Genomic DNA, 13,023 nt, shown 5'->3' with positions numbered 1-13,023 from the left:
CCAGCGCGCCCCTCACGCCCCCGACAGCACCACCAGCTCCCGCGTAGCCCGGGTCATCGCCACGTACCGGTCCACCGCCCCGCCCACCCCCGTGCCGAAGTGCTCCGGGTCGACCAGGACCACGAGGTCGAACTCCAGGCCCTTCGACAGCGTCGGGGTCAGTGCGCGGACGCGGGGCGACGGCGGCGGAAGGACGCAGGCGCGCCGATGACGCACGCCGTGCCCTCGGGGTGGGTCGTCAGCCAGGTGTCGAGGACCGTGGGGAGGTCCGTGAGCGGGCCCCGGCGCACGGGGATGCCGCTGCTGCGGATGGACACCGGGACGTTGGCGGTCGGCAGGGCGGCCCGGATCACCGGCTCCGCGGCGGCCATGATCTCCTCCGGTGTGCGGTAGTTGACGGTCAGCGCGGACAGCGTGATCCGGTCGAGGCCGACCCGTTCCAGCCGCTCCCGCCACGACTCCGTGAAGCCGTGCCGGGCCTGTGCGCGGTCCCCGACGATCGTGAAGCTGCGCGAGGGGCACCGCTGGATCAGCATCTGCCACTCCGCGTCGGTCAGTTCCTGCGCCTCGTCCACCACCACATGCGCGAACGGGCCCGCCAGCAGGTCCGGTTCGGCGGCGGACAGCGCGTCCGGGTCGAGCAGCGTGTCCTGGAGGTCCCGGCCGCGCAGCATCCCCACCGCGCTCTGGCTCTCGTCGATCTCGGCGTTCTCCAGGAGGCTGTCGATGGCCTCGGCCCGGTGCGCCCGCTCGGCGGCGGCCGTCGCCTCGTTGCGGCGCCGGCGGCGGGCCGCATCGGGGTCGCCGAGCCGCTGCCGGGCCGCGTCCAGGACCGGCAGGTCGGAGACCGTCCACGCCTGGGGGTCGGAGCGCCGGAGGCGGGCCACCTCCTCGCGGGTGAGCCCCGGCGCGCAGCTGCGCAGGTAGGCCGGGACGGACCAGAGGTCACCGACCAGGTCCGCCGCCTCCAGCAGGGGCCACGCCCGGTCGAAGGCCGCCGTCAGCTCGCGGTCGCGCAGCAGCGCCCGGCGGACCAGGTGGTCCGGGACCTCCTCGTCCTGCCGGTCGGCGTGCTTGTCGGCCAGGATCGTCAGGATCTCCTCCAGGACCGCGTCCCGTGCCTCGTTGTGCGGGACGCCCGGCGCCGACTCGAAGGCCACGGCCCACTCGGCGGCGGTCAGCCGGACGTCCGCCCAGGGCGTCGTGTCGGTGAGGCCCCCGGCGGGCGGCTCCTCGTAGAACGCGACGGCCGCCTCGACCGCCCGCACGAGATCCGCCGACGCCTTCAGCCGGGCCACCTCCGGATCGGCCTCGGGCAGGGCCGCCGCGCCCTCCGGGACGAGGTCGCGCAGCGTGCACGTACGCACCCCGTCCTCACCGAGGCTCGGCAGCACATCGGCGACGTACCCCAGGTACGGCTGGTGCGGGCCGACGAACAGGACGCCGCCGCGCCGGTTTCCGAGGCGGGGGTCGGCGTACAGGAGGTACGCGGCGCGGTGCAGGGCGACGACCGTCTTGCCGGTGCCGGGACCGCCGTCGACGACCAGCGCCCCGCGCGAACCGGCGCGGATGATCGCGTCCTGGTCCGCCTGGATGGTGCCGAGCACGTCCCGGATCCGGGCCGACCGGTTGGTGCCCAGGCTCGCGATGAACGCCGACTGGTCGTCGAGCGCGGCGTGCCCGGCGAAGGCGTCCGGGGCGAACACCTCGTCCCAGTAGTCGCTGATCCGGCCGCCGGTCCACCGGTAGCGGCGGCGGCTTGCCAGGCCCATCGGGTTGCCGTGCGTCGCCCCGAAGAACGGCTCGGCCGCCGGGGAGCGCCAGTCGGTCAGCAGCCGGCGGCCCTCGCTGTCCGTGAGGCCGAGCCGTCCCACGTACACCGGCTCGGAGCCGTCCGCACCGGCCATGTGGCCGAGGCAGAGGTCCAGGCCGAAGCGGCGCAGGGTGCGCAGCCGCGCTGACAGCCGGTGGATCTCCGCGTCCCGGTCCATCGCCGCCCGGCCCACCCCGCCCGGCGCGCGGCGGGCGGAGTCGAGGGCGGCGGTCAGTTCGGCGACGGTCTCCTCCAGGCAGCGCGCGATCGCGGCGAAGTGGAGCTCGTCACCGGCGGTCAGGGCGGGGTCGGCCTTGGCCTCGGCGCGGTCGCCGGTCAGCGCGAAGGCGCTCGTGGTGAGGGTGGGGGAGGGGGTGACAGGGCTCAGGTCGGGCACTACGCATAACTCCCAAATGCCGCAGGTGGCTGGATCGGATCAGCGATTGTGCGGGACAAGGGGGGCCTTGCGGCAAGGCCCCCCTTGCGCTATACGTTGAGAGTGGCCGGAGGTGGCAGTCCCCTCCCGGCCGGCCGGTGAACACACCCGGCACCCCGCACCGCCTCTCCCAAACCCGCCCGCCCTGCCGCGTATTGGCAGGCACACGGCATACTGGGCCGCCGGGAACACGGGGGGAGCGCCAAGCGCATGGCGTACGGAACGGACGGGGCGGGCCTGCCCGAGAAGGTCGGCGGGTACGCCGTGGAACGGGAGCTCGGCGCGGGGGGCATGGGCGTCGTCTATCTGGCGCGGTCGCGGGGCGGACGTGCGGTCGCCGTGAAGGTGGCGCGGCCCGAACTGGCCGCCGATCCGCACTTCCGGACGCGGTTCCGGGCCGAGGTCGAGGCGGCGCGGAGCGTCGGCGGCTTCCACACGGCGCCCGTGGTCGACGCGGACCCGGACGCGACCGCGCCCTGGCTGGCGACGGCGTACATCCCCGGGCCCACGCTCGGCGCGCTCGTCGAGGCCGAGGGGCCGATGGACGAGGCGCGGCTGCGGCGGCTGGGCGCCGCCCTCGCCGAGGCGCTGGCCGCCATCCACGGCTGCGGGCTCGTCCACCGGGACCTCAAGCCCGGCAACATCATCATGGCGTCGGACGGGCCGCGCGTCCTGGACTTCGGGATCGCGCGGGCCCTGGAGTCGAGCCGGCTCACCGCCACCGGGGTGGCCTTCGGGACGCCCGGGTTCCTCGCCCCCGAGCAGGCGCAGGGCCTCGAAGTCGGTGGCCCGGCCGATGTGTTCGCCCTGGGGGCGGTGCTCGTCGCGGCGGCGGGCGGCAGCGCGTTCGGGGCGGGGACGCCCATGGGGCTGATGTACCGGTCGGTGCACGAGGCGCCGGACCTGGGCACGGTGCCGGAGGGGGTGCGGGACGTCGTGGCGTCCTGCCTGGAGAAGGAGCCCGGCGACCGGCCCACCCCCGACGCCCTGCTGGACCTCTTCGTGCCCGGCGGCCCGGCGCCCGCCCCGGCGACGGCCCCGCCGAGGGAGCCGGCCGACGCGGTCCCGCCGCAGCACTCCCGGCCGCCCGTCGACGCGACCCCGCCGCCGCCCGCGTACCCGCCGGTCGCGCCGACCACCCCGTACCCCTCGCCGTATCCGCCGGCCGCCGCGGTCCCGAACCCGTACGCGCCGTCCCCGTACAGCCCGTCCCCGTACAGCCCGTCGCCGTACCCGCAGGCCGCCACCCCGAATCCGTACGCGCAGGGGGCGCCGGCCAACCCGTGGCTCCAGGCACCGGCCCCGGCCGGCGGCGCCGGGCGCGACATCGGGTTCGTGGGCGTGGGCACGGACACGTCGTTGGTGATCGACGCGCTGGGCGTCGAGTTCGAAGCGGTCAACGGAGTCGTGCTGCAGTTCACCTGGGAAGAGATCGGCAGGATCGAGTACGCGGTGACGGGACCCAAGCACCTCGGCGTCACCGTCCGACTGCGCGCGGGCACCGTCCACACCTGGATGCTGACCGCCCGCAGGCGGTCCCGCCTGCGGGAATGGACGCAGGACCTCCCGCTGATCCTGGAGTGCTACGCGTAGCGGAGGCGCCGGCTACCCGTCCGTATGCTCGGAGGCATGACCGATCCTCAGAGCGGACTCCCCACCACCAACTCCATGCGACGGGCGCTCAGGCGTGCCCGTGACGGTGTCGCCCTCGACCGGGCGGAGGCCGCCGTGCTGCTGCAGGCGCGCGGCGACGACCTGACGGATCTCGCCGCGTCCGCCGCCCGGGTGCGGGACGCGGGCCTGGAGGCGGCGGGGCGGCCGGGGGTCATCACGTACTCCCGGAAGGTCTTCATCCCGCTGACCCGGCTCTGCCGCGACAAGTGCCACTACTGCACCTTCGTCACCGTCCCCGGCAAGCTCCGCCGGGCCGGGCACGGCATGTTCCTGTCGCCGGACGAGGTGCTGGCCATCGCCCGCGAGGGCGCCGCGATGGGCTGCAAGGAGGCCCTGTTCACGCTGGGGGACCGGCCGGAGGACCGCTGGCCCGAGGCGAGGGAGTGGCTGGAGGCCGAGGGATACGACGACACCCTGGCGTACGTACGCGCCATGGCGATCCGCGTCCTGGAGGAGACGGGTCTGCTGCCGCACCTCAACCCCGGGGTGATGAGCTGGACCGACCTCCAGCGGCTCAAGCCGGTCGCGCCGTCCATGGGCATGATGCTGGAGACGACCGCGACGCGGCTGTGGTCGGAGCCCGGCGGCCCGCACCACGGCTCCCCGGACAAGGAACCGGCCGTCCGCCTGCGGGTCCTGGAGGACGCCGGCCGGTCCAACGTGCCGTTCACCACGGGCATCCTCATCGGCATCGGCGAGTCGTACGAGGAGCGCGCGGACTCCCTCTTCGAGCTGCGCCGGACCGCCCGCGCCTACCACGGCATCCAGGAGGTCATCGTCCAGAACTTCCGGGCCAAGCCGGACACCGCGATGCGCGGGATGCCGGACGCGGAGCTGGAGGAGCTGGCCGCCGCGATCGCCGTCGCCCGGCACATCCTCGGCCCGTCCGCCCGCATCCAGGCCCCGCCGAACCTCGTCGACGCCGAGTACGCCCTGCTCATCGGTGCCGGCATCGACGACTGGGGCGGGGTCTCGCCGCTCACCCCCGACCATGTGAACCCCGAGCGCCCCTGGCCGCACATCGACGAACTCGCCGCCCGCACCGCCGAGTCCGGCTTCACGCTGCGCGAACGCCTCACGATCTACCCCGAGTTCATCCAGCGCGGCGAACCGTGGCTCGACCCGCGCCTGCTCCCGCACGTCCGGGCGCTCGCCGATCCGGAGACGGGCCTCGCCCGCGAGGGCGCGATCCCCGAGGGGCTGCCCTGGCAGGAGCCCGACGAGGGGTTCAACGCCTCCGGCCGCACCGACCTGCACCGCACCATCGACACCGAGGGCCGCACCGGCGACCGCCGCGACGACTTCGACGTCGTGTACGGGGACTGGGAGGCGCTCCGCGAGGCGGCGGCCCCCGGGATGGTGCCCTCCCGGATCGACGGGGACGTCCGCGCGGCGCTGAGCCGGGCGGCGGACGACCCGACGAAGCTCACGGACGACCAGGCGCTCACCCTGCTGCACGCGGACGGGCCGGCCCTGGACGAGCTGTGCCGGATCGCGGACACCCTGCGCCGTGACGTGGTCGGGGACGACGTCACGTACATCGTCACGCGCAACATCAACTTCACCAACGTCTGCTACACCGGCTGCCGCTTCTGCGCCTTCGCCCAGCGCCGCACCGACGCCGACGCGTACACCCTCTCCCTGGACCAGGTCGCCGACCGGGCCGCCCAGGCCTGGGACGTCGGCGCGGTCGAGGTCTGCATGCAGGGCGGCATCCACCCGGACCTGCCCGGCACGGCCTACTTCGACATCGCCCGCGCGGTGCAGGAGCGGGTGCCCGGCATCCACGTCCACGCGTTCTCGCCGATGGAGGTCGTCAACGGGGCCACCCGCACCGGCCTGTCCATCCGCGACTGGCTGACCGCCGCGAAGGAGGCCGGGCTCGGCTCGATCCCCGGCACCGCGGCCGAGATCCTGGACGACGAGGTCCGCTGGGTCCTCACCAAGGGCAAACTGCCCACGGCGACCTGGCTGGAGGTCGTCAGGACCGCCCACGAGGTGGGCCTGCGCTCCTCGTCGACGATGATGTACGGCCATGTCGACCAGCCCCGCCACTGGCTGGGCCACCTGCGCACCCTGGCCGCACTCCAGCAGGAGACGGGCGGCTTCACGGAGTTCGTGACGCTGCCCTTCATCCACACCAACGCGCCCGTCTACCTGGCCGGCATCGCCCGCCCCGGCCCGACGGACCGCGACAACCGGGCCGTCACCGCCATGGCCCGCCTGCTCCTGCACCCGCACATCACCAACATCCAGACCAGCTGGGTCAAGCTCGGTGCGGAGGGCGCGGCGGAAATGCTCCGCTCGGGCGCCAACGACCTGGGCGGCACGCTGATGGAGGAGACCATCTCCCGGATGGCCGGGTCCAGTTACGGCTCGTACCGGTCGGTGCGGGACCTGATGGCCATCGCGGAACTGGCCGGCCGCCCCGCGAAGCCGCGCACCACCCTGTACGGGGAGGTCCCCGAGGAGCGGGTCGCGGCAGCCGCCGCCTCGGACGGCCACCTGCCGGAGCTGCTGCCGGTGCTGCCGGACTGACGGCCGGGGCCGGGTCAGTCCAGGCGGCGCGGGCCGCCGAGGAGCCCGGCCTCGATGTCCGTCGGCTGCATCTTGACCAGCTTGCGGTGCTTGGGCGTGCACCACAGGACCATGTCGTCGCCGAGCTGGGACAGTGCCTCCGCGTTCACCCGGGGCAGGCGCAGGATGCGGCCGAGGACCGCGGCCTCCTCCGGCGAGACCCGCTGGATGCCGACCAGCCCCGCGTGCTCCACCAGCTTCGGCGCCGTCGGGCCCAGGAACGGCAGCAGCGTCAGCACGGACTGCCAGGGGCCGGCCGCCAGCCGGCTGCGCGGGGGCCGCATGCCGCAGTCCCGGACCACCAGGACCGGGCTGGTGAGCGAGGCGCCCTGCGGCCCCACCTGCTTCACGTCGTGCACCGTCATGCACTGCTGGCTGCCGCCCGCGGCCTGCGCGAGCCCCGTCCACGCCTGCGGCCGGGCCGTCTCGACGGCGACCCGTGCCCCGGTGCCGGCCGTGCGCAGCGCCAGCACCTGGGCCGTCCACACACTGCCGATGACCACGACGTCGAGCTGGACCGGGCGGAACAGCCCCAGCACCGCGGGCTGCCCCTGTGCGTCGGTGCCCGCCACGACCCCGTCGTCCCCGAGCGGCAGCCGAAGGGCCGCGAGCTGCTCCACGGGCAGCGCGTGGCGGTCCCGGCGCGGCCCGAACAGCCCGCGCCCGGCGCGCGCCCGCCCGGCCGGCGAAGGTGCGGGGGAGGCAGGGCCCGGGCCGCCGGCCGGGCTCGTACGGTGGATGCTCAACGGGTACCTCCGAGCGGCAGGGTGGCCAGCACACCGGGCAGTTGTTCGCGGTCCAGCCGTACCAGGCCGACCTTCACTCCACGCGCGGCGCGCTCCAACTGCCGCCGCACCGAGACCAGCTCATCGGCACCGCGGGCGGTGAGGCGGACGTGCCCGCTGACCGCCGGCATGCCGCCCGTGCCCTGCGACACCGTCAGGCTGAACGTGCTGACCGGGGCCGGCATGGACGTCAGCAGCGCCACCACCTGCGCCGAGGCCACCGCCCCCGCGCCCAGGTGCGGCCAGCGGCCCACCCAGTACGTGGTGTGCCAGCGGTCGTCGCAGCGCCAGGTGCGGCTGGACTCCTCGGTGCGCCGCTCGGCGGTGTCCGACCGTCCCGCCAGCGCGCTGGCCTGCGGGTTCACCCCGGCGGACGTCGCCAGGGCGGACGTCACCTGCGCCTCGGTCAGGAGCGAGGCGTCGAACCCGGCCGCCGTCAGCCGGCTCGCCAGCTGGTCCGCGGCCCGCAGCAGCGCCCGCTGCGCCCCGCCGAGCCCGCCGCCGCGCGCCTGGACCGCCTCCGGGCACAGCTTCGGGTCGAGCTTCAGCGCGATCCACGTCAGCCGGACCGCGGGGGTGCCGGCCTGCGCCTGGAGCGGCGCGTACGAGCGGGCGGCGGCCGCCTGTTCCGGCAGGTGCGGGCCGGGCGCGGGCTGCGTGTGCTGCACGACCTGCGCCGACTCCAGCCGGATGCCGTCCACCTCAAGGGCCTCGTGCAGCAGGCCGAGCTCCAGCGGGCGCGCCTCACGGGCGGCGCGCAGCGGTTCGTCCCGCGGCTGCACGAGGAGCAGCGCTGTCAGGAACGTACCGTCGCCCACCATCCCGACACCGCGCTCGCGCTGCCGGTCGGTGTAGGTGTAGGTGCGCAGCGCGCCCTCGCACTCCAGGACCGGCGCCAGCGCGGGATCGACGCCCACGGCCGTCCACGGCCGCCGTGCGGCCCGCAGCCGGCCGCGCAGGGCCAGGAACGCCTTGACCCACTCCAGCACCGGCCGCCCCCGCCAGCGCAGGACGGCCAGCAGTACCAGTACGGCCCCGACCAGGCCCATCGGCACCATCAGGACCTTGTCCGTCACCCACGCGATCAGCATCAGCGCGCCGGCGACCTCCAGCAGCACCATCTGGTGCAGCCGCACTCCACCGATCCGTCCCGGCCGCGGATGCAACCTCGTCACTGCGGTCGTCGTGCTGCTCATCCCCCGGTATGTCCCTCCGTGTCACGGCACTGCGGCGTGTGCGAGCCGGACCCACGCTATCGGCACACCGGCCCGTGGGCGCCCCCTGGCCCCCGGAGCCCGCACCCGGACGGCGGCGGGCGGGGCCGGGCGGGCATAGTGGGGTCGGTTCGCGACGCGTTCACAACCACGGGGAGAAGTCGGGCAGATGGCATCACGGCGTGACGAACTCAATGCCTACACCTTCGCGAAGAAGAGACTGGTCGCCGCCTTCCTGCAACCCTCGGCGGCCGGAACGGACGAGGCTGCGCCGCGCCCGCTGCGCGCCGTGGTGCCGAGCGTGGTGGTCGGTGCCCTGCTGGTCGCGGGCTTCGGCGCCTGGGGCATCTTCAAGCCGAAGGTCCCTAACGGCTGGTCCGATCCCGGGGCCCACGTCATCGTCGGCAGCGAATCCACCACCCGTTACGTGGTCCTGGAGACCAAGGGCGTCAAGCGGCTGCACCCCGTGCTGAACTTCGCCTCGGCGCGCCTGCTCCTGGACCCCGGTGACTCCTCGGTGATGCAGGTGCCCGAGTCCGAGCTCGACAGCGGCAAGCTGCAACGGGGCCCCATGCTCGGCATACCGTACGCCCCCGACCGGCTGCCCGGCGCGGACGAGGCGGGGAAGAGCAAGCTGTGGGCGGTCTGCGAGCAGCCGGGCGCCGGCTCCGGCGACACCGTCCAGAAGGCGGTGTTCCTGCTGGCCGACCGGGAGGCCGGCAAGGTCGGCGGCAAGCGGCGGCTGCACGACGGGCAGGCGCTCTACGTGGAGGCGGACGGCGGGGACGGCACGCGGTACCTGGTGGACGCGGACGGTACGCGGCACCCCATCGGGACCACCCCCGGCGACAAGCCCTCGGCCCGCGACGAGGTGCTGCGGCGCTCGCTCTTCAGCGAGGGCGCCCGGCCGCAGAAGGTCACCAAGGACTGGCTCGGCACCCTGCACGACGGTTCACCCGTCGACTTCCCGAAGCTGCCCGGCAAGACCGGCGACCCGGCCGGCGTGGACGGCCTCGACCCCGGCCTGAACAAGGTGGGCACGGTGCTCAAGGCCGTCGCCGGCACCGGGATGCAGCACTACGTCGTGCTGCCCGGCGCCGTCGCGCCCGTCTCCGACCTCGTCGCCCGGCTGCTCCTGACGAGCCCGGAGGCGGAGGTGCTGGGCCAGAAGGCGCAGGCCGCCGAGGTCGCCCCGCAGTCCTTCACCTCGTCGCCGGACGAGTTCTACGCGTCGAAGGGCTGGCCCAGGAGCGTCCCGGCCCAGGCCAACGACACCTCGGCCCGGACGGGGACCGTCTGCAACGTGCTGCACGGCGTCGACGCCAAGGGCGTGCCGAAGCTCACGACCTGGGCCGGGCCCCGGTACCCGGTGAGCTTCCTGGACGGCGCCACCAGCGCGTACGTCACCCCGGGCAGCGGTGTGCTGTACCGGCAGTTCAGCGGTGCCTCGCCCACCACCGGGTCGATCTTCCTGGTGACGGACACCGGGCTGCGGTACGCCGTGCAGACCAACAACGACAGCAGCTCCGACCACTCGAAGATCGGTGAGACGGCGAAGCCCGAGGCGCCCGGGGAGCAGATCGCCGAGGTCAACCAGGCGCAGATCAGGCTCGGCTACAAGGACGTGAAGCCGCTGCCGGTGCCGGAGAACTGGTCGAGCCTGCTGCCCAAGGGGCCCCGGCTCGACACCAACAGTGCCAAGCAGCCGCAGAGTTCCTGACGACGGAAGAGGGGGGAGCACGAAAATGATCAACCGCAGCACATTCCGGCGCCAGGCTTCTTCCGGAACTCATTCCGCATCGCGTTCCCCGGTTCGCCCAGCCGCCGCCGTACTGCTTCTGACATGCGCGGCGAGCGTCGTTCTGCCGGTATTTCCGGCCGCGCCGGCGGCAGCCGAGGATTCCGTTCCGCAAACGGGGGCCGAGGGCAGCGGCGAGTGCACCTTCCCGATGCCGAAGCAGATCCAGGGCCGTCCCTGGTCGCTCCAGCGGCTGGTGTTCGACCAGCTCTGGCAGGACACCAAGGGCAAGGGCGTCCGGGTCGCGGTGATCGACACCGGGGTGGACGCAACCAACCCGCAGCTGAAGGGCGCCGTCGACCGGAGCTCCGGCATCGACCTGCTTCCGGCGCTGAACCCGGACGGTTCGAAGGCCAAGGGCAAGGCCAAGGGCAAGCGGGGCGACGGCACGACCGACGTCGTCGGCCACGGCACCAAGGTCGCCGGCATCATCGCGGCCCGCCCGCGCAGCGGCACCGGCTTCGTGGGCCTCGCCCCGGAGGCGACGATCATCCCCATCCGGCAGAACGACGACAAGGGCAACGGCACCGCCGCGACGATGGCCGAGGCGATCCGCCATGCCATCAAGAAGCACGCCCGGGTCATCAACATCTCCCAGGACACCGCCAAACCCCTGCGCGCGGACTCGGAGTTGGGGCGCGCGGTGCGCGATGCCCTGAAGGCCGACATCGTGGTGGTCGCCTCCGCGGGCAACGACGGGCTCACCGCCCAGGTCAAGGCCACCTACCCGGCGGCGTACCCGGGCGTGCTGGCGGTGGCCGCCTCGGACCGCAACGACGAGCGGGCGCCGTTCTCCCAGACCGGTGACTTCGTGGGGGTCGCGGCGCCGGGCGTCGACATGGTGTCCACCGTGCCGAAGGGCGGCCAGTGCGTCGACAACGGCACCAGCTTCTCCGCGCCGTACGTCGCCGGGGTGGCCGCCCTCATCCGGGCCAAGCACCCGCGCTGGACGCAGGCCCAGGTGGTGGCCCAGATCGAGCAGACCGCCGAGCGCGCGGTGAACGGCCGGGACAAGTTCATCGGCTGGGGGGTGGTGGACCCGGTGCGCGCCCTCAACGACGACGAGCACCCGGTGAACGCGCCCACTCCGGACCGCGCGGTTTCGGACGGACCCGTGGGGCCGGAACCGGTGGCGCTCCAGTTGCGTGAAACCAGGCAGGAGCGGATGACTCGGATCTCGACCTACGTACTGGCCGCGACGGGGCTCCTCGTCGCGGTGGTCGCGGGTGTCGCGGTCCTGGTTCGGGACCGGAGCCGTCCGTGAATAGGTGAATGTCCAACAACTTGCTGTTGCAATAAGGCGGTTGGAATCATTGGCCATCGCAGTTAAAATGACAGTCGCAAAAATGCGGTCCGATCTGGACGTGCCAGCCGGCGGCCCGACAGCCCGCAACATCCAATTCATGGGGGAAGGTGCGCTATGGGAGACAAGCTCAAGGTCACATCCGGGGAGATCACTCAGCTGATCAAGGACCTCGGCCATATGCAGGACACGCTGCAGAGCAGGATCACCGCGCTCAACGCGGTCATCGACTCCGTCGAGGGCCACTGGAAGGGCGTCGCGGCCAACGCGTACAACGGCCTCCAGGCGCAGGTGAACCTCGATGTGCGCAACCTGAAGGAGCTCCTGGACTTCACCCACGAGGCCGTCCAGATGAGCCGCGACGGCTTCGACGCCGAGGAGGTCGAGCGCCTGAACAGCTTCAAGGGCATCGACGGCGTCGACCACACGGGCAGCAACAACATCCTGGACCGGTTCCAGGTTTCGTAACAGCCGGCCGCCCGGCCGTCCTCATTCCGCACCTTCGCGTCAGGAGACCGTTCCATGGAGATCACGTACGCCGGGGTCGTCGAGGCCTCTAACCAGGTCAAGACCACCGCCAACACCATCAAGGGCCAGCTGGACGACCTGAACACGAGGGTCAAGGCCGTCGTCGCCACCTGGGACGGTGAGACCCAGCGGGCGTTCCACGACCGCCACAACGGCTGGGACCTCAAGGTCAACCACATGCACGAGACGCTGCTGAAGATCTCGACCAAGCTGATGGAAGCCACCGAGGGCTACGCGGCGAACGACCTCGCCCAGTCCCGCCGCTTCCACGGCTGACCCAGGCCCAGATGAACCGCAACGGAACCGGCACGTCGTGGGTGCGGGGCGCGGACACCGCGTCCCGCATTCACGCCTGCGGGACCACGGCACTTTAGGGGAGGCGTTTCCATGGGGTCCCATCTTCCGGACGACCCGCCGCTGCCCGACAACGGCAAGGGCTCGCCGGACCTGGACGCGCCGAGCGAGTCCCTGAAGAGCTTCAAGACACGGGTGGACAAGCTCCTCACCGCGCTCGACGGCTCACCGGCCGCCCACGGCCGCATCACCGAGCAGAAGGTCACCGCCGCCGCGTACGGCACGGGTTTCTGGGAGGCCGTCGGGCTCTCGGCCTCCTACGACGTCGTCCACGCGCGCCTGACCGAGCTCTCCAAGACGCTCGGCGAGCAGCTGGAGGCGATGGGCATCACGGTCGACTTCGCCGACCGCGGGTACCAGAACGTCGACGATGAGTACGCCGAGCGCCTGCAGGCCATCCAGAAGCGCGTCGAGGCCGGCTACCAGAAGCCGGATATCGATCCGCAGACGGGGCTGTTGCCGAGGCCCGACAAGTCAACCGGCGCGGGCTCTACCGTCGATCAGCACAGCTGGTAGGAACGGGAAGTGAACGGGGGAGAGG

The 13,023-nt window shown here is 73.1% G+C and carries 11 protein-coding genes; 7 read left to right on the top strand and 4 right to left on the bottom strand.

Annotated elements, in window-relative coordinates; all coding sequences use genetic code 11:
• Positions 1-12: 12 nt before the first annotated feature.
• Both OG242_RS13155 and helR read right to left on the bottom strand, forming a co-directional pair.
• Positions 13-216, bottom strand: coding sequence for an ATP-binding domain-containing protein (locus tag OG242_RS13155; protein WP_405898347.1), 204 nt, complete (start codon positions 214-216; stop codon positions 13-15).
• The gene (gene helR / locus OG242_RS13150) at positions 159-2,210 is read right to left on the bottom strand and encodes an RNA polymerase recycling motor ATPase HelR (protein ID WP_405898346.1); all 2,052 of its coding nucleotides are present in this window, start codon (positions 2,208-2,210) and stop codon (positions 159-161) included. The genes OG242_RS13155 and helR overlap by 58 nt, the downstream gene beginning before the upstream one ends.
• 249 nt (positions 2,211-2,459) lie before the next feature.
• Between helR and OG242_RS13145 the strand changes: the two genes are divergently transcribed.
• Together OG242_RS13145 and OG242_RS13140 are read left to right on the top strand one after the other, a co-directional pair.
• Complete coding sequence (locus tag OG242_RS13145; RefSeq protein ID WP_405898345.1) at positions 2,460-3,842, top strand: serine/threonine-protein kinase; 1,383 nt, start codon at positions 2,460-2,462, stop codon at positions 3,840-3,842.
• A gap of 36 nt (positions 3,843-3,878) precedes the next feature.
• Entirely contained in the window at positions 3,879-6,461 is a 2,583-nt protein-coding gene (locus OG242_RS13140) for a bifunctional FO biosynthesis protein CofGH (RefSeq protein ID WP_405898344.1), read from the top strand.
• Positions 6,462-6,475: 14 nt separating this feature from the next.
• Here OG242_RS13140 and OG242_RS13135 read toward each other — a convergent pair whose 3' ends face one another.
• Both OG242_RS13135 and eccE read right to left on the bottom strand, forming a co-directional pair.
• A complete protein-coding gene (locus OG242_RS13135; protein WP_405898343.1) occupies positions 6,476-7,246 on the bottom strand; it encodes a hypothetical protein in 771 nt (256 codons plus the stop codon).
• Positions 7,243-8,421, bottom strand: coding sequence for a type VII secretion protein EccE (gene eccE / locus OG242_RS13130; RefSeq protein WP_405901592.1), 1,179 nt, complete (start codon positions 8,419-8,421; stop codon positions 7,243-7,245). Before eccE ends, OG242_RS13135 begins: the two co-directional genes overlap by 4 nt.
• Before the next feature lie 247 nt (positions 8,422-8,668).
• Here eccE and eccB point away from each other — a divergent pair, with 247 nt between their 5' ends.
• The 5 genes from eccB (at position 8,669) to OG242_RS13105 (ending at position 12,998) form a co-directional block, all read left to right on the top strand.
• A complete protein-coding gene (gene eccB / locus OG242_RS13125; protein WP_405898342.1) occupies positions 8,669-10,219 on the top strand; it encodes a type VII secretion protein EccB in 1,551 nt (516 codons plus the stop codon).
• 229 nt (positions 10,220-10,448) lie between these two features.
• Entirely contained in the window at positions 10,449-11,561 is a 1,113-nt protein-coding gene (gene mycP, locus OG242_RS13120; RefSeq protein WP_405898341.1) for a type VII secretion-associated serine protease mycosin, read from the top strand.
• A 156-nt stretch (positions 11,562-11,717) separates the two neighbouring features.
• The gene (locus tag OG242_RS13115; RefSeq protein ID WP_360860779.1) at positions 11,718-12,068 is read left to right on the top strand and encodes a WXG100 family type VII secretion target; all 351 of its coding nucleotides are present in this window, start codon (positions 11,718-11,720) and stop codon (positions 12,066-12,068) included.
• A 54-nt stretch (positions 12,069-12,122) separates the two neighbouring features.
• Entirely contained in the window at positions 12,123-12,404 is a 282-nt protein-coding gene (locus OG242_RS13110) for a WXG100 family type VII secretion target (protein ID WP_405898340.1), read from the top strand.
• Positions 12,405-12,515: 111 nt separating this feature from the next.
• Positions 12,516-12,998, top strand: a complete 483-nt coding sequence (locus OG242_RS13105) for a hypothetical protein (RefSeq protein WP_405898339.1) — start codon at positions 12,516-12,518, stop codon at positions 12,996-12,998.
• Positions 12,999-13,023: the final 25 nt, after the last annotated feature.

This window comes from Streptomyces sp. NBC_00727 (assembly GCF_045161745.1).
Lineage (GTDB): Bacteria > Actinomycetota > Actinomycetes > Streptomycetales > Streptomycetaceae > Streptomyces.
The sequence above is the reverse complement of the archived record's forward strand: the minus strand, read 5'-3'. Positions and strand labels throughout refer to the sequence as shown.